Genomic DNA, 17,060 nt, shown 5'->3' with positions numbered 1-17,060 from the left:
ATCGTGTTTATTGATTTTTTTCTAACCCTAAAAAAGCACAAAGTGCCTTGTAGCTTACGTGAGCTACTCGACTTGATTGCGTTATTAAAAGCTGGGGTTGTGTTTGCTGATGTCGAAGAGTTTTATAACCTTGCCAAAATTGTCATGGTTAAAGATGAAATCCACTATGACAAATACGACAACGCTTTTGCTGAGTATTTTAAAGGCATCGAAAGTATTGATATTTTCGATAAAATTCTGCCTGAAGATTGGCTACGAAAGGAGTTTGAGAAGCACCTTTCTCAAGAAGAAAAAGACAAGCTTAAATCTTTAGGCGGGCTTGAAGAATTAATGAAGGCGTTAAAAGAACGTCTAGAAGAACAGAAAAAACGCCATGCTGGCGGTAACAAGTGGGTTGGCACTGGTGGCACTTCGCCCTTTGGAGCTTATGGCTATAACCCTGAAGGGATTAGAGTCGGCCAAGATAAAAACCGTAACAACAGTGCCGTGAAAGTGTGGGATAAGCGCGAGTTTAAAAACTTCGACCAAGACCGTGAACTCGGAACTAGAAACATTAAATTAGCGCTTAAAAAACTTAGAAAATTTGCCCGCACAGGGGCCAGTGAAAAACTTGATATCAATAAAACGATCCGTTCCACTGCACAAAATGGCGGCATGCTAGATGTGCACATGGAACCCGAACGTCACAACGCCGTTAAAGTGTTGATGTTTTTCGATATCGGTGGCTCTATGGATGATTATATTCATACATGTGAAGAGCTTTTTTCTGCCGCACACAGCGAGTTTAAGCATTTAAAATTTTTTTACTTCCATAACTGCGTGTATGACAAACTCTGGCAAGACAATAACCGCCGCTTTGATAACATGATTGATTTAGAAGAAGTCATCAGAACATTTGGCGCAGATTACAAAGTCATTTTTGTCGGTGATGCGACCATGGGGCCTTACGAGATTATCGCCAAAGGCGGTAGTGTTGAGCATTGGAATGAAAAGCCCGGCATTGAATACATGAATCAATTATTAGGTCATTTCAATAAAGTTGCCTGGCTTAATCCACAACCAGAAAGTCGATGGCCAATACATCATTCTATTTCCATTGTTCAGCAGTTAGTTAACAATAAAATGTATCCGTTAACCGTTGACGGCATAGGCCGCGCGATTAAAGATTTAAGTTAATAACAGCTCGTTTCATTAAGAACTGATCCCGTGACGTAAATACTCACAGGATTCAGTGCAGGCAAGCCATGCGGTTTATATAACTTGAAGTTAGATTGCACAGATAATATTGATAGAAAACATAATAAGGAAGGGAAGTAATATGGAATTTTTACGCACCGACGACAGTTGTTTCGCCAATTTACCTGATTTCAATTTTGCTGCGAATTACTTAACTGTTGATGACACTGAAAGTGGTGAACTGAGAGTTCATTATCTTGATGAAGGCCCTAAGGATGCCGCACCAATATTGGTATTGCATGGTGAGCCAACGTGGAGCATTTTGTATCGCAAAATGATCCCAATTCTTGTTAAAGCTGGTCATCGTGTTATCGCTCCTGATCTTATTGGTTTTGGCCGTTCAGATAAACCGACAAAACGTAACGATTATACCTATCAACGTCATGTTGATTGGATAAAGTCATTAATGCTGCAACTTAATCTCACCGACATTACCTTGGTTTGCCAAGATTGGGGCGGATTAATTGGGTTACGTTTAGCTGCTGAAGAAAGTCAGCGATTTGCACGAATAGTTTGTGCTAATACCATGTTGCCTACAGGTGACCATGAACCCGGTGAAGCGTTTCAAAAGTGGCGTCAGTTTTCACAAGAGGTTGAAATATTCCCAACCGGTAACTTAATTAATAGTGCTTGTGTATCGACATTAACTGCGGAAGTTATTGCCGCTTACGATGCGCCGTTTCCGGATGAGAGTTACAAAGAAGGGGCGCGTCAATTTCCGTTATTAGTGCCAATAACGCCGGACGATCCTGCTGCAGATAAAAACCGCGCTGCATGGAAAGTATTGAGCCAGTGGCAAAAACCATTTTTAACGGCTTTTAGCGATTCAGACCCGATTACTGCCGGTGGTGATGCGTTGATGCAAAAGCTCATTCCTGGTACAAAAGGGCAAAAGCACACCACTATCGTTGCTGCCGGACATTTTTTGCAAGAGGATAAAGGTGAATTGTTAGCTGATGTTGTAGTACAATTTATTGCAGATAACCGCTAAATTTTATACAAAAAAGAGCAACCAATATGGTTGCTCTTTTTGTTTAACTGATAAGTTGAACAGGTTTCAAAACGACAAAAAACTAGTTGTTGGTCATTTCTTTAATCATGTCTAAAGCAACGGCTTCGGCAATACTGATGCCGTCGATACCAGCCGATAAAATTCCACCAGCATAACCAGCGCCTTCACCTGCAGGGTATAAACCTTTGGTGTTAATACTTTGGTAATCCGGACCACGTTTAATTTGTACTGGTGATGATGTACGGGTTTCAACGCCGGTTAACATGGCATCTTTACTATCAAAACCACGAATTTTCTTACCAAAAGCAGGTATGGCCTCACGGATTGCATCAATGGCAAACTCCGGTAACGCATCGCTTAAATCGGTCATTTTCACATTAGGCTTGTAAGATGGCTCAACGTTTTCAAACGGTTTGCCATTACCAGCGGCTAAAAAGTCGCCGACCATTTGTGCTGGTGCATCGTAATTGCTGCCACCCATAACATAGGCATTGCGCTCCAATTTACGTTGCAGCGCGATACCTTGCAGTGGATCGTTGTCAAAATCACTTGGATCAATCCCAACCACAATGGCACTGTTGGCATTTCGCTCACTTCGTGAGTATTGGCTCATACCATTGGTCACTACTGCATGTTCTTCTGATGTAGCTGCCACCACCACACCACCAGGGCACATACAAAAGCTGTAAACACTTCGACCACTTTTACAATGATGGACTAACTTATAATCTGCAGCACCTAACATTGGGTGACCAGCGTTAATGCCAAAACGATCTTTATCGATCATCTCTTGTTTGTGTTCAATACGAAAGCCAATCGAAAACGATTGTGCCTGCATATACACACCTTTATCATGCAACATTTGGAAAGTATCACGGGCACTGTGACCAATTGCAGCAATAACATGTTTAGAATGCAGCACTTCGCCATTTCTAAGCGTCACACCAGTGACTCGGCGATCGTTAATATTGATTTCGTCAACACGAGTTTCAAAGCGAATTTCACCGCCTAAACGGATGATTTCGCGGCGCATTTTTTCTACCATAGTGACCAATTTAAAGGTACCTATGTGAGGCTTACTGACATAAATAATTTCTGCTGGTGCGCCAGCGGCCACAAATTCTTGTTTGACTTTCAAGCCTTTAAATCCTGGATCTTTTACTTGGCTGTATAATTTTCCATCAGAAAATGTGCCAGCGCCACCTTCGCCAAATTGTACATTTGATTCAGTGTCTAACTCACTGGTACGCCAAAAACGGAAGGTATCTTTAGCCCGTTCATGTACCGATTTACCACGCTCTAAAATAATCGGATTAAAGCCCATTTGTGCCAAAATAAGTCCAACAAATAAGCCACATGGTCCCATGCCAATGACCAATGGACGTTCAGTTAACCCTTCTGGTGCCGTAGCAACATACTTATAATCAGTATCTGGGGAAACGCGGATATTTTGATCGTCAGCAAGCGATGTCAATAATGCTGCTTCATCAACATTGGTTAATGTCACATCTAATGTATAAATTAACCAAATTAAATTCTTTTTACGGGCATCGTAGCCACGCTTAAACACATGTATATCAACCAGCTGATCCGCTGAGATAGAGAGCCTTTGCAAAACGAGTTCTTGCAGCGCATCTTCATTATGGTCGAGAGGCAATTTTACTTGGTTTAAACGGATCATGATTTACCTAAAAAGAGACTTAAAAAACAGCGCGTAGTTTACGTGATTTAACCTTAAAATGAAATTACCTATTGATGTCATATGCCATACAGTCAGGTTCTATTAACGATAAAGATAAAATCACGTTCGTGGTTGAGTATGTTGGTCTTCGTGGTATTTCGTCTACAGTATTGATTTAGTGCTAAATGGCAACTTAGCTGATGGCGAATTCTCTTTGATCCGTAACTTTTACAGTGATAAATGCTATCGCATTATCAGGGGAAACAAGTTATGTTATTTCATTTGTAAAATTAACAGCTTAGTTGCTAAGGTGTTTTTTAGTAATCTGTTTAGATAATGTGTTTTGATATTTGTCGTGGACTGAGTTGAAGGGATTAACAATGTTACATCAGGGAATAACAATCATGCTGGCCCCAGTATTACTATTACAAGGGCTTAAGGTTCGCCGTACCACGCCAAAACTGCCTGAACCTGAAGGGGAAAGAATAGGGCAAACTGGACCTAATCCTACCTTGAGTTTGTTGATTTTAGGCGATTCAGCCGCAGTAGGCGTTGGAGTGTCAAACCAACAACACGCGCTGTTAGGGCAGGTTGTTGAGCAATTAAGCCCGCAACTTGAGCTCAGTTATGCTTTATTTGCCAAAACTGGTTCTACGACATCGACCACGTTACACGCCTTACATGAACACATTAATACCGAACACCCGATCCTCGGGCAAAAGCATTACGATGTTATTGTGACATCACTCGGTGTGAATGATATTACCTCATCAGTGAGCTGCGAAAAGTGGTTACAGCAGCAAAAAGAGTTATTTGAACTCATAGCAAAACAATATCAACCAAAATTGATTTTAGTCACGGCTTTACCACCTCTGGGTTTATTTCCTGCATTACCCCATCCACTTCGTTGGAGTTTAGGCCAGCGCGCAAATCAATTTAATCGTCAATTACAACAACTGCTCATTAAGTTGAATCAACAAGTCGATTTACCCACAGATTTCAGATTAATTAAATTACCACTGGAAAACCCACAACCCGACATCACTATGCTGGAGTTTATGCGCCAAGTGATGGCTACCGATGGGTTTCATCCAGGTGCACCAATCTATTCAGCGTGGGCTAATTTGGTTGTTGAGCAGATCCAGGATAAAGAATCTGCATAGAACACTTACTGTTTTTTGTAACTGATCCGATAAATCGCATTGGCAAAGTCATCAGAAATAAGGATAGAACCATCTGCCAGTGTCACAACATCGACAGGGCGGCCCCAACTGTCTTCTCCTTCAAGCCACCCTGTAGCAAACGGCTTATAGTCAATCACTTTATTCCCCTCAAGTGCCACTTGCATAATACTATAACCCACTTTGTTAGTGCGATTCCACGAGCCGTGTTGGGCAATTAGGATTGATTGTTTGAAAGCAGCAGGGAATTGATTACCTTGGTAAAACTCCATGCCTAATGCAGCAACATGTGCACCCAAAGTTAATACGGGAGGTGTGTTAAGTTTGGCGATTTTTGGGTTAGTAAAATCTGGGTCGGCAATATCTGTGTTATGAATATAAGGAAAACCAAAGTGTTGACCTGTTTTGCTAACACGATTAAGTTCATCATCGGGTAAATCATCGCCCATCAAGTCGCGGCCATTATCAGTAAACCATAACTCACCTGTTTTCGGATGGAAATCAAACCCGACACTGTTGCGTACACCTTGGGCCACAATAGTGGTTTGCTTAGTCTCAAGGTTTAATTGCAAAATACTGGCAAAGGGCAGTTGGCTTTCACACACATTACAAGGCGCTCCAACAGGAATATATAAGTTTCCATCTGGGCCAAATGAGATAAATTTCCAACCGTGATGTGACTTATTGGGAAGCTTGTCATAAACCAATTCGGGTTTAGGAACAGTGGGTAATGATGTCTCAATAGCTGGGTAACGCCAGATTTTATCTACTTCAGCGACATATAGGCTACCGTTATGGTAAGCAAGTCCGGATGGCATAAACAAATCTGTCGCAATAACAATTTTTTTATCGGCTTTAAAGTCATTATCACTGTCTATAAGCGCATAAACATTGCCGGCTTTGCGACTGCCTACAAAAACAGTTCCGTTTTCACCAAGGGCCATCTGGCGCGCATTTTCTACATTCTCGGCATATACATCAATGGTAAATCCTGCAGGTAATTGAATTTTATCCAGTGGCAATGCATGTGTTGAATATGAGACACCTAAAGTCAGGCTTAAGGTAGCTAACAAACTGATTGGTTTAATCATATTGGTGCCTCTTATGTAGATTAATTTTAGATATTATTGACGAGTACTAAGGTAATTATTACCAGTCCTTAATGATCTGTTTAACCATATTGGCGGTGTTTTCTGGTTGCTCTAGTGGAAACATATGTCCACCTTTTGGAAGCGTCATTAACTCAATGTCGTTTAGTTTGGCAAACCGAATAAAGTGCTTAATGGGGAATATCTTAGTATTTTCACCGTATATCAGTTTAGCAGGTACCGTTAACTTGTTTTTATATTTGGTCAAATTCGTCGGTAAATGCCTAAATATGTCAGCTTCTACAACAGGCGAGAAGCTCAGTTCTAAACGCTTATTTCGCTGAACTACGCTCGATGATGCATAGTCTTGTAAGCAGCGAGAATCGAAGTTTTTAAACAAGGTTTTCTGTGAAAAATAATCAACCAAGTTAGTGTTTTCTGGCCAGTGATCCTGACGTGTTTTGGCTTTACCCGCTGGCGAAAGCTTATCAATGTAAGGTGTACGTTTAATAAAGCTCAACAGATGTGAAAATGCCCCGGTGACAACTGGCGGATCTAACATCACTAAGCCCCGAAAAAGCTCGGGATGTTGGCAGGTTGCAATAAACGAAATAACGCCACCAAATGAATGACCTACGCAAATCACTTTTTCATCCTGTTTCTTAATAAATTCAACAAGTTCTGTGACTAAGTGTTGCCAGTTGCTGTGTATTGGGTAAAGAACGTTATGGCCAAACTGATTATGGGCAACAGTACGAAAGTCATTATCAAATTCTTGTAGAAACGTTTTATAGCTACCGGCGGGAAAGCCATTGGCATGCACGAGGTTGATCAATGGTTTAGTCATAGTATCTCTAAAGGCTAAGCACTACTTTCTGTTAAATTAATTCACTCAACAAGCTCGTTGAGTGAATTATTTATCAACAAATAGCGCTGTAATGCCCAATGCTTAGAATATTTTTAAAGGATCGATTTGGGTTAACTCTTCAAATTCTGGTGCACGGTTTTGCGCTTTAGCTTTGAAGATTTCCATCATGTCGTTTTGAGGTTGAAACATGCCACTTTGCCATACCGACATGTATTTCAAGCTATCTTCGACACTATGATCTCGGGCATAGTTGATCATCTCTTTACAACCGGTAACGGCTAAAGGCGAGCGGGCAGCAATCTCTGCAGCAATATCTAATACAGCGGTGAGCATTGATGCTTGGTCTTCATACACGTGATTAACTAATCCGGCATCTTTGGCTTCTGTTGCAGGCATTCTTCGACCTGTGTAGGCCAATTCTTTGGCTAATCCAATTGAAATCAATTTAGGTAAACGCTGTAAGGTACCCACGTCAGCAGTCATGCCGAGTTTGGTTTCTTCAATACTGAAAAAAGCATCTCTGGTGCAATAGCGACAATCAGCCGCGGTGACCATATCAACCGCGCCACCAATACAGCCACCTTGAATAGCCATGAGTACAGGCATACGTGCAGTTTCAAGCACATTGAAGCAATCTTGTAACTTGAGGACTAAACGGCGTAATTGGTCGTGTTTCCGGCCTAATTCAATATTGTCGTCACCATTATTTGCACTGAATACAGCTAAGTCCATACCGGCACTAAAATGCTTACCCGTAGAGGAGATGACAATGGCGCGAGCAGCGGATTGATTATTGATTTCCTGTATAACGCTTGGAAACTCATGCCAAAAGTCAACGTTCATTGAATTTAACGCATCGGGTCTATTAAGAATGATGTGAGCGACTTTATCGTTAATGTCGACTGTGAGCGTTTGGTAGGTCTTTTGCGATATCATATTTATATCCTTATAAATTCAATGTAATAAGCTTATCTTGTTCTATTGCTGCATCCAAAGAGGCCAGAATGGCCTGACGTTCTTTTAATTTTGTTCCTAAATGCGCCGGCATATTTAAGGTTTGCATGTGTTTAGCAACAGCATGGGCAGTATCCATAAGTTGATCGGGCTCAACCACTTGATCAAGAAATCCAGCCAATACAGCTTGTTCTGGCGCAAATAACTCTGCATTGATGACAGCGCGGGACAGATAATTTTGTGGAATACGATTTCGCGCAATTTCAATGCCAGCCTGATGCATTGTCATGCCTATTGCGACTTCGTTAAGACCGATCTTAAATGGCCCCGTGCTGCCAATACGATAATCACAGCTGAGTAGCAAAAATGCACCTTTGGCGATGGCATGGCCTGAACAGGCACCTATAATTGGGGTCGGGAATGCGAGCATTCTGCGGGCTAACGTTGAGCCTGCTGTGACTAATGCAATTGCGGCTTCAGCGCTTTGTTTCATTGTTTTAAGATCGTAGCCACCAGATAAAATGCCTGGCTGGCCCGTTATTATCACCACCGCATTTTGTTGTTCTGCGTGGTCTAATGCACTGTTAATTTGGCCGATGACTTCCGGCGATATTGCGTTAACTTTGCCATTATTCAAGGTAATAACGTGCACATTGTTTTCGATTGTTACGGTGATAAGTTCCATTGTTTGCCTTTTATTATTCTAATAAACAGTGCTAATTTAGCGTTGTTCTGTACCATTATCTACTCGAGTTTTAATAACTAATTCATACAGGGTGGCTTCTTCAGATGAAGCATAACGACCACCATAAACTTGAATGGACTGTGTATGCCAGCAGTTTCAATCGTATCTCTATCTGAACCGGACTAATCCTTATTGAACTGCCTTGTTAATATATTGATTTACTGTGTAAATGTATGACGCATAGCGTTCTTGTTTGTAATCTAAAAATAAGTTTTTACCACTTATAGTGAACTATTAACCGCCAAATCATGCTAGGTGGTGTTTTAAAATCAAACAAATCAATTGTTTTAATAAGTAACTATTCATATAAGGAATAATAGGAGTAAAAATATTGTTTTGTATCATTAAGGTTCGCTATAAGAAGCAATATTACGTAATTCTTATTATTTTAGCTGTGGCTAATGTTATATATAAGCATCGACATAGGCCCAATTATGCTTTATAAAAGATCATTCAAACAAGTGTATGATTCAAACGGATGTGTGAATTTGGCTGCTGTATAAGTAAAATGAATGTGTATCTATAATTAATATGCATTTGGATAATACTAGCCGTTCCCTTAGCATGAGAGTTAACCGTAATTATGCGTTTGAACAAATATAACAAAAAGACTCTTAACCCTTTATTCTAGATATTATTTTTGGAGAGCAACAATGCCGGAATACAAAACCCCTATTCGTGATATTAAATTTGTTATGCAAGAGCTACTTGATTGCGAAACTCACTATCAACATTTAGGTTACCAAGACGCAAGCCTTGATATGGTTGATGCAATTATTGGTGAGGCCGCAAAATTAACAGAAGAGGTCGTTGCTCCCTTAAACCAAATCGGCGATCAACAAGGCTGTACTTGGAAAGACGGTGTAGTCACTACTCCAGACGGATTTAAAGAAGCATATGCCCAATATGTTGAAGGCGGATGGCCAACGCTATCTCAGTCTGAAGAATTTGGTGGTCAAGGTTTACCACATTCTCTCAACATCAGCATCGCAGAGATGTTTTCTAGTGCAAACCATAGTTTTGCAATGTACCCAGGATTAAGTCATGGCGCATTGGCTACAATAGAAGCCCATGGTACAGACGCTCAAAAACAACAGTTTATGCCAAACCTTGTAGAAGGTAAGTGGACCGGAACAATGTGCTTAACAGAGCCGCATTGTGGTACAGATTTAGGCATGCTGCGCACGAAGGCAGAGCTTAATGATGATGGCAGTTATTCGTTAACCGGCACTAAAATCTTTATCTCAGCAGGTGAGCATGATCTGTCAGATAACATTGTTCATATCGTTATTGCCCGCGTACCCGGTGCACCAGAAGGTAATAAAGGCATTTCATTATTTATCGTGCCTAAGTTTAACGTTAATGATGATGGCACAATTTCAGACAGAAATGGCGTAAGTTGTGGTTCAATTGAACATAAAATGGGTATTAATGGTAATGCCACTTGTGTGATCAATTTTGATGGTGCTAAAGGACATTTGATTGGCGAACTTAATCGAGGCCTAAAATGCATGTTCACCTTCATGAATGCAGCCCGAATAGGTGTTGCCAGTGAAGGTGTTGCCGCTGCAGAAGCATCATTTCAAGGTGCATTAGCTTACGCGAAAGACCGTTTACAAATGCGTTCAATCAGCGGGGTTAAAAACCCTAACGGCCCTGCAGATCCGATTATTGTCCATCCAGATGTGCGTAGAATGTTGTTAACCCAAAAGTCTATTGCTGAAGGTGGACGTGCGTTAATTTCATATTTAGCTCAGCTGGTTGATATTGGCCATGCTGAAAAAGATGCAGCAGTTAAAGCTGATGCGGAAACAAAATTAGCGTTATTAACGCCGATAGCAAAAGCCTTTCTTACTGAATTAGGTTTTGAATGTACTAGTCATGGTGTACAAATTTTCGGTGGACATGGCTTTATCAAAGAGTGGGGCATGGAACAGTTAATGCGCGATACTAAAATTAGTTGCCTATATGAAGGCACTACCGGTATTCAAGCATTAGATTTATTGGCTCGCAAAATTATTGGTACTCAAGGCGAAGTGTTAAAGCCTTTCTCTAAAGACGTTACTGTATTCTGCCAACAAAATATAGAAAACCCTGCAATGGCAGAGTTTATTAAACCCATTATGGCTTATGCAAAAGAGTGGCATGAACTGACCGTACTTATCGGTGGTAAAGCGATGAAGAACCCTGATGAAATTGGTGGTGCATCTGTTGACTACCTCATGTATGCAGGTTACGTAACGTTAGCATTTTTCTGGGCCAAAATGGCTAAGGTGGCTCAAGATAAACTTGCAGCCGGCACAACAGAAACGGCGTTCTATGAAGCTAAAATCAAAACAGCACAATTTTATATGCAACGTATGTTACCAAGAGCTAAAGGCCACGCAGCTTGTATTCAAAATGGTGTAGATTCTATGATGGCACTTAGCAGCGATGATTTTGCTTTTTAATTAGAGTGTTACAACTCAGATAGAATGGCTGGTATGCTGGTTTTGTTTGATAGTCCGCAAAGCAACTAGTTGTTATGTCGATGGTTAATTTCAGAATAAAAAACCGTAACCTTATGTGTTGCGGTTTTTTTATTTGTCCAACCAAAGCAATTAAAAAGCTCCTTCTTGTTACTAACGTTTCCGTTTCAGTAACAAGAAGGAGCTTTCTTTGAATCAACAGATCTGAGAAAACAAAAAATATTTAAAGAATTTCATTAACAGATGAAATTATAAATAATATAACGTTGCTTACCCAGTTAACAACTCTGTCTAGCCATCAATTCCAAGCATCACATTTGATGCTTTTACGATTGCATATGCAGTTGAACCCACTTTTAAATTAAGAGATTTAACGGCTTCGTTAGTAATAATAGAAGCGATCTGTTCACCACCTGATAATTCAATCATAATTTCTGAATTAACGGCGCCAGCTTGGATCGTTTTAACAGTCCCTTTCAATTGGTTTCTAGCACTTATTTTCATGTCTTTCTCCATTTTTTGGCCTATTACTCACAGACCTAACATTAATAAAATATAAAATCCATTGTAGCGGTATTAGTTTAAAAAACAGCTTATCTAAAACAGAAAACCAAGCTTGATCACATAAATTAGTGATGTAGCTTTAAATTTCTTCTCTCGTATTGGAAATTTAACAGTAGTAATCCCTAAAATCTACTAATCGAGCTAATCGAGCTTCAGGGGGAGAAGATCAATTACTCAGTTGATTATTTTAGACAGTGTCACATCGGACTTGAATTCGGGTATAGTAATTACTTCATCATTATTTTGTAATAAGAGAAAGGGATTAAGTCGATGTCAGCTAAAATATTCACTTCCGTGATTCCACTACTTGCTTTACTTCCGTTAACATCATCAGCAAGTTCTTGGGTTGATGTCAGTAATCAATACACCAACAAACAAATACAAATTGCCAGTCAGTTTCAACCAGAAATGGCCAGTTCTATTGGGATAACAGAAGTTGATACTCAGTGCAGTAACATTACCGCAGCACAAAATAAGAAATTTATCGCTACGCTGAAATCCAGTAAAAAAAGGTTACAACAGGCTCTTAAAACAGAAACATTAATGCCTGTACGTCAAGACCTTAATATTATTATCGATGATATTGATCAAGCCATCGCGACTGATTATTTAGATAATAAATACATGTTACCTTGGGTTGATGTACCTTTAATTATATTTAGTGGTGTATCGGCATTATTAGATGAACAAATGCCAAATGCTCGAAAGCAGGCAGCTATGGCACGCCTTGCTTGTTATGTAGGTAAAGCAGGGCAACCAGCACTCACCGAACAAGCCAAAAATTTATTTGAAACAGCCCTAACCAATAAAAACTTAATGGGCCCTACAAAAGAAGAAGTTAGCCAAGCGTTAGCAAGAACCGATACTTTAATAAATGGTTTACAACAATTATTTGATGACAATAAATTCAGCAAAGCTGATGACAACATGCTGCTGCTAAAAAAACAAATTGAAGATTACCGTCAATGGGCTGAAAAAACCGTTATCCCGAACACTCGAGATGACTTTAGATTACCTCCAGAAATTTACGCCTTAAAACTCAAAACAGTGGGTATAGACATAGCACCCGAGTTATTAATTGAGCGTGCTAAAGCAAGTTACATGATAACCAAAGCCAATATGAAGGCACTTGCTCCATTAGTGGCGAAAAAATTCGATTTACCATCAGATGATTATCGTGATGTCATCAAAGAACTTAAAAAAGTGTCTTTGGCAAACGAAAAAATTGAGCCGTATTATCATGAAATAAATAAAAAGCTCGAGCACATGATTAGTGAAAATCATGTGGTTGATTTACCTAAACGCGATATGCTGATGCGACTTGCCACTGAAGCTGAAGCAGCTGGTAGTCCAGCACCTCATATGGTACCACCACCATTTATTGGTAATACGGGTGAACAGGGACAATTTATTCTTACAACGGGTAACCCTGCATTAAGTGGAGACGCGGCTTATGATGACTTTAATTTTAACGCGGTTGCTTATACCTTAAGTGCCCATGAAGGCCGACCTGGTCATGAATTACAATTCTCGGTAATGTTAGAACAAGGTGTATCTCTTGCTCGTGTTTATTATGCATTTAATAGTGTGAATGTTGAGGGTTGGGCACTTTATGCCGAAGCAGAAATGTTGCCGTATTTACCTATTGAAGCACAGCTTATTGCACTTCAACATCGCTTATTACGTAATGCGCGCGCGATGTTAGATCCAATGTTGAATTTAGGACTAACGTCCAAAGACAACGCCTACACTTTATTGCGTAATGAAGTTGTGCTTTCGAAAGCCGCAACGAAACAAGAAGTTGATCGATACACCATGAGAATGCCTGGTCAAGCTGGTAGTTACTTCTATGGTTTAACAAAGTTGCTAGAGATTAGGGCTGAAGTCGAAATAGCCCTAGGAGACAAGTTTGATCGTTTAGCATTTAATAATTTCGTGTTAAAACAAGGTTTGATCCCACCAAAATTGATGGCAGAAGCCGTCAACAAACACTTTTTGGCTAAAGACTAGGGGCTGTTATTGATACATAAACTAAATCCCATTTAAATTTATATTTGAATGGGATTTTTATTTTGTGTAATGGTCATGTTCACTATAGGTAAAGCAGTAATTTACAGAGCATCACATTAGGTTATTTATTCCATCAAAATGGAATATTCATCTGACAAGCTATGACCTCTAGTGGACAGAAAGCTTAATAAGGCTTCAGGGCTTCGGTTAAGTAAACGTTCAATGGGGAAATCTACCGCTTCAATAACCTCTATCGATTTTTCAAACTCACCTAAACTAAAAGCAACATGAGAATCTGACCCCATAACAAGTAAGCCGCCGGCGTCTTTAACGGCATTGGCAATGTCTGTACAGTTACACAAGCTACCTTTTCTTGAGGTCAAAAAAGATGAGTTGTTGATTTCAAGCGCGACATTATGTTTTGCCGCCGCTTTAGCTACGCTATTTATGTCTATGGGATAAGCTGGATTACCCGGATGAGTAATGATATCGACATGACCGCTTTCAATGCAGTTGATTAATGCACGAGTGTGAAGCTCTTTTGTAGATGGCGGGAACACCGGCTCATGAAAACCTGCCAATACGATATCGAGCTGTTGCAAATAATCACCAAAAAAATCAATGTCACCCTCTTCATTCTTTATATTTGCTTCAATACCTCGGAGCATGCCAATACCATCTACTATTCTAGGTAGCACTCGCATATTCACAAAATGCCAAAAGTGGGGAGCATCTGCCATATCTGGGCCATGATCGGTAATGGCAAATAGCTTGATACCTTTTTCTTTTGCAATAGAAAAGTAATCATGCACCGTACTATATGCATGGGTTGAAGCGATGGTATGAGCGTGAGTATCAACAAGGAATTTCATGACAAGTCTCGTTGTTTGAATCAAAAAATAGACAGTAATACTACTCCTTTAACTGCGCTTTCTCTATGATCTATCAAGGATTGCTTGCTAAAGAGTGCCAAAGAGTAGGCGTCCATGCTACAGCGTCAGATAAGCAACCACTTAGCTGGCAATTGCATATATCGATAATGCCTATAAATCACACCATAAATATATTATTGCCTGTGAAGCAAACAGCCGTTTCACCGTATTTATTCCGGTTGATGTAACGCATTCGCTTGATGAATTGGTTGCATGCTTACAAATGAAGTAACAGTATTCGTTAGCAGAAAACTTGCAAGCAGTTCCATTAAAATCCCTTCATAACGATATTACATGAACAAGGAATAATGAGGCATAAGTGAGCAATATGCCGTCTTGCGTGGTAACGTAAATTTATGCTGGTAAATAACGTAATGCGCTTAGGGCCAGTGATTCAAATAATGTAGAAACAGTATAAAATTTATAACGTAACTATTTTTTTAAAAGGACAATCATTATGAGCAAGAAACAAGCATACGAAAAAAAATTACAGGCGCAACTTGACGAATGGAGCGCGGATATAGACAAACTTAAAGCAAAAGCAGACGCTGCAACCGCTGATAAACAGCTTGAATACTACAAAAAAATAGAGGAACTTCAGTCTATGCAGGACAATGCCAATAAAAGGCTTACCGAGCTTAAACAGGCTGGTGACGATGCTTGGGAAGACATTAAAGTCGGTATTGATAGCGCATGGGATTCGCTTGCTACGGCATTTAAGTCTGCGACGTCAAGATTCAAATAAATGTGTTAGATAAACATATTAGAGTTAAAAGTTCTCCTGCATTATGGCGACCAATCATTATTGTGTTTATACACAAAATGATACAAGGAAGTATTAAAATTGGTCGGCATAGCACCGATAAATAGATTTAAATGAAGCTTAAAAATTGCAACAGGTTAGATAATTGCGGAGCCTGTAAATAATTTTGTGTAACTGCTTTTCAATCAGTACCCTATTAGGGTCAATGGAAGGTAGCACATGAATAAACAAGAATTAGAAGCTTTCGCTAAACAAGCAGCCAAAGGCATAAAGTCTGAAGCAGACCTAAATGATTTCAGGGCAATGTTAACTAAAGTTACCGTTGAAGCAGCTTTAAATGCTGAACTTGAACATCATTTAGGTTATCAAAAAAATGAGAAAGCCCTCACTAACAATAGCCGTAATGGTTACTCCAGCAAAAAAGTCAAAACGGAAGAAGGTAGCTTTGAGTTAGGCACGCCTCGCGACCGTAATGGCAGTTTTGAACCTGAAATTGTTAAGAAGCATCAAAGCCGCTTCACATCAATGGATGACAAGATTTTACATCTGTATGCCAAAGGTATGACGACACGCGATATTGTCGATACTTTTGATGAGATGTATGGTGCTGAAATCTCTCCTACGCTCATTTCTAGAGTGACGAACTCAGTTATAGACCAGGTTATAGAGTGGCAGTCGCGTCCACTTGAGCCTGTTTACCCCATCGTTTTTCTAGACTGTATCGTGGTTAAAATAAGGGAAAACAATAAGGTCATCAACAAAGCGATTTTCTTAGCCCTTGGCGTCAACCTTGAAGGTCACAAAGAGCTGCTTGGGATGTGGATAGCGGAGAATGAAGGCGCCAAGTTTTGGCTCAATGTGTTGACTGAACTTCAAAACAGAGGACTCAATGATATCCTCATCGCCTGCATCGATGGCTTAAAAGGCTTTCCTGATGCCATTAATACCGTATATCCGAAAACACAAATTCAGCTCTGTATAGTGCATATGGTACGAAACTCGATGAAATTTGTGCCGTATAAGGATTACAAAGTCGTTGCTGCTGACTTAAAGAAGATTTACCACTCAGTGACGGAAGAAGAAGCCTTGCTGAACTTAGCGCGTTTTGGCGAGCAATGGGATGACAAATATCCGAGTATCTCAGCCTCTTGGCAGCGAAATTGGGCTAATCTCAATACACTATTTAACTACCCTGAAGATATCCGAAAAGCAATCTACACCACCAACGCAATTGAATCATTGAACAGTGTTATCAGAAAAGCCATCAAGAACCGTAAACTGTTTCCTAATGATGACTCAGCGAAGAAGGTTGTTTACTTGGCTATTATGCAAGCATCGAAGAAATGGACAATGCCGATTAGAAACTGGAAACCGGCACTGAATCGCTTTATTATTGAATTTGAAGAACGAATTTCAGATTATATATAAATTAGGTAGTTACACAGAATCTGTTACAGGGTCTAATTGCGGTTTCGCGATTGGATTACCTAAACACGTCACCTTATACATTGACTCTATAGCACTATGAGCATTTCTACTACGCTTAAAGAAACCAGTG

14 protein-coding genes are annotated in these 17,060 nt (G+C 40.0%); 7 read left to right on the top strand and 7 right to left on the bottom strand.

Annotated elements, in window-relative coordinates; translation table 11 throughout:
* Positions 1–3: 3 nt before the first annotated feature.
* Positions 4–1,176, top strand: coding sequence for a VWA domain-containing protein (locus FCN25_RS20280; protein ID WP_137227152.1), 1,173 nt, complete (start codon positions 4–6; stop codon positions 1,174–1,176).
* A 142-nt stretch (positions 1,177–1,318) separates the two neighbouring features.
* A complete protein-coding gene (locus tag FCN25_RS20275) occupies positions 1,319–2,227 on the top strand; it encodes a haloalkane dehalogenase (protein WP_137227151.1) in 909 nt (302 codons plus the stop codon).
* Between the two features lie 82 nt (positions 2,228–2,309).
* Here FCN25_RS20275 and FCN25_RS20270 read toward each other — a convergent pair whose 3' ends face one another.
* Entirely contained in the window at positions 2,310–3,929 is a 1,620-nt protein-coding gene (locus FCN25_RS20270; RefSeq protein WP_137227150.1) for an NAD(P)/FAD-dependent oxidoreductase, read from the bottom strand.
* Positions 3,930–4,333: 404 nt separating this feature from the next.
* Between FCN25_RS20270 and FCN25_RS20265 the strand changes: the two genes are divergently transcribed.
* Positions 4,334–5,092: an SGNH/GDSL hydrolase family protein gene (locus FCN25_RS20265; protein ID WP_254693694.1), complete on the top strand. Its 759-nt coding sequence runs from the start codon at positions 4,334–4,336 to the stop codon at positions 5,090–5,092.
* A gap of 5 nt (positions 5,093–5,097) precedes the next feature.
* On the opposite strand, the gene FCN25_RS20260 is transcribed toward FCN25_RS20265, so the two are convergent.
* The 4 genes from FCN25_RS20260 to FCN25_RS20245 form a co-directional block, all read right to left on the bottom strand.
* On the bottom strand, positions 5,098–6,201 hold the full coding sequence (locus tag FCN25_RS20260) for a sorbosone dehydrogenase family protein (protein ID WP_137227148.1): 1,104 nt from the start codon (positions 6,199–6,201) through the stop codon (positions 5,098–5,100).
* Between the two features lie 58 nt (positions 6,202–6,259).
* Entirely contained in the window at positions 6,260–7,045 is a 786-nt protein-coding gene (locus tag FCN25_RS20255) for an alpha/beta fold hydrolase (RefSeq protein ID WP_137227147.1), read from the bottom strand.
* A gap of 102 nt (positions 7,046–7,147) precedes the next feature.
* Positions 7,148–8,002: a crotonase/enoyl-CoA hydratase family protein gene (locus FCN25_RS20250; RefSeq protein WP_137227146.1), complete on the bottom strand. Its 855-nt coding sequence runs from the start codon at positions 8,000–8,002 to the stop codon at positions 7,148–7,150.
* 10 nt (positions 8,003–8,012) lie between these two features.
* Positions 8,013–8,705, bottom strand: coding sequence for a crotonase/enoyl-CoA hydratase family protein (locus FCN25_RS20245; protein ID WP_137227145.1), 693 nt, complete (start codon positions 8,703–8,705; stop codon positions 8,013–8,015).
* A 713-nt stretch (positions 8,706–9,418) separates the two neighbouring features.
* Between FCN25_RS20245 and FCN25_RS20240 the strand changes: the two genes are divergently transcribed.
* Entirely contained in the window at positions 9,419–11,215 is a 1,797-nt protein-coding gene (locus FCN25_RS20240; RefSeq protein ID WP_137227144.1) for an acyl-CoA dehydrogenase C-terminal domain-containing protein, read from the top strand.
* Between the two features lie 309 nt (positions 11,216–11,524).
* On the opposite strand, the gene FCN25_RS20235 is transcribed toward FCN25_RS20240, so the two are convergent.
* Positions 11,525–11,737, bottom strand: a complete 213-nt coding sequence (locus tag FCN25_RS20235) for a molybdopterin-binding protein (protein WP_137227143.1) — start codon at positions 11,735–11,737, stop codon at positions 11,525–11,527.
* Positions 11,738–12,067: 330 nt separating this feature from the next.
* Here FCN25_RS20235 and FCN25_RS20230 point away from each other — a divergent pair, with 330 nt between their 5' ends.
* Positions 12,068–13,807, top strand: a complete 1,740-nt coding sequence (locus FCN25_RS20230; RefSeq protein ID WP_137227142.1) for a DUF885 domain-containing protein — start codon at positions 12,068–12,070, stop codon at positions 13,805–13,807.
* A gap of 125 nt (positions 13,808–13,932) precedes the next feature.
* On the opposite strand, the gene FCN25_RS20225 is transcribed toward FCN25_RS20230, so the two are convergent.
* Entirely contained in the window at positions 13,933–14,679 is a 747-nt protein-coding gene (locus FCN25_RS20225; protein WP_137227141.1) for a phosphatase, read from the bottom strand.
* A 517-nt stretch (positions 14,680–15,196) separates the two neighbouring features.
* Here FCN25_RS20225 and FCN25_RS20220 point away from each other — a divergent pair.
* Entirely contained in the window at positions 15,197–15,484 is a 288-nt protein-coding gene (locus FCN25_RS20220; protein WP_137227140.1) for a coiled coil domain-containing protein, read from the top strand.
* A gap of 237 nt (positions 15,485–15,721) precedes the next feature.
* Complete coding sequence (locus FCN25_RS20215; RefSeq protein WP_137227024.1) at positions 15,722–16,930, top strand: IS256 family transposase; 1,209 nt, start codon at positions 15,722–15,724, stop codon at positions 16,928–16,930.
* Positions 16,931–17,060 lie beyond the last annotated feature (130 nt).

It is taken from the genome of Shewanella sp. MEBiC00475 (assembly GCF_005234075.1).
GTDB classification, from domain to species: domain Bacteria; phylum Pseudomonadota; class Gammaproteobacteria; order Enterobacterales; family Shewanellaceae; genus Shewanella; species Shewanella polaris.
The sequence above is the reverse complement of the archived record's forward strand: the minus strand, read 5'-3'. Positions and strand labels throughout refer to the sequence as shown.

Excerpts from the sequence above, each read along its gene's own strand:
- FCN25_RS20275 (WP_137227151.1), top strand. The coding sequence starts at position 1,319 with ATGGAATTTTTACGCACCGACGACAGTTGTTTCGCCAATTTACCTGAT.
- FCN25_RS20215 (WP_137227024.1), top strand. The coding sequence starts at position 15,722 with ATGAATAAACAAGAATTAGAAGCTTTCGCTAAACAAGCAGCCAAAGGC.
- FCN25_RS20250 (WP_137227146.1), bottom strand. The coding sequence starts at position 8,002 with ATGATATCGCAAAAGACCTACCAAACGCTCACAGTCGACATTAACGAT.
- FCN25_RS20235 (WP_137227143.1), bottom strand. The coding sequence starts at position 11,737 with ATGAAAATAAGTGCTAGAAACCAATTGAAAGGGACTGTTAAAACGATC.
- FCN25_RS20230 (WP_137227142.1), top strand. The coding sequence starts at position 12,068 with ATGTCAGCTAAAATATTCACTTCCGTGATTCCACTACTTGCTTTACTT.
- FCN25_RS20245 (WP_137227145.1), bottom strand. The coding sequence starts at position 8,705 with ATGGAACTTATCACCGTAACAATCGAAAACAATGTGCACGTTATTACC.
- FCN25_RS20220 (WP_137227140.1), top strand. The coding sequence starts at position 15,197 with ATGAGCAAGAAACAAGCATACGAAAAAAAATTACAGGCGCAACTTGAC.
- FCN25_RS20255 (WP_137227147.1), bottom strand. The coding sequence starts at position 7,045 with ATGACTAAACCATTGATCAACCTCGTGCATGCCAATGGCTTTCCCGCC.
- FCN25_RS20270 (WP_137227150.1), bottom strand. The coding sequence starts at position 3,929 with ATGATCCGTTTAAACCAAGTAAAATTGCCTCTCGACCATAATGAAGAT.
- FCN25_RS20240 (WP_137227144.1), top strand. The coding sequence starts at position 9,419 with ATGCCGGAATACAAAACCCCTATTCGTGATATTAAATTTGTTATGCAA.
- FCN25_RS20265 (WP_254693694.1), top strand. The coding sequence starts at position 4,334 with ATGCTGGCCCCAGTATTACTATTACAAGGGCTTAAGGTTCGCCGTACC.
- FCN25_RS20225 (WP_137227141.1), bottom strand. The coding sequence starts at position 14,679 with ATGAAATTCCTTGTTGATACTCACGCTCATACCATCGCTTCAACCCAT.
- FCN25_RS20260 (WP_137227148.1), bottom strand. The coding sequence starts at position 6,201 with ATGATTAAACCAATCAGTTTGTTAGCTACCTTAAGCCTGACTTTAGGT.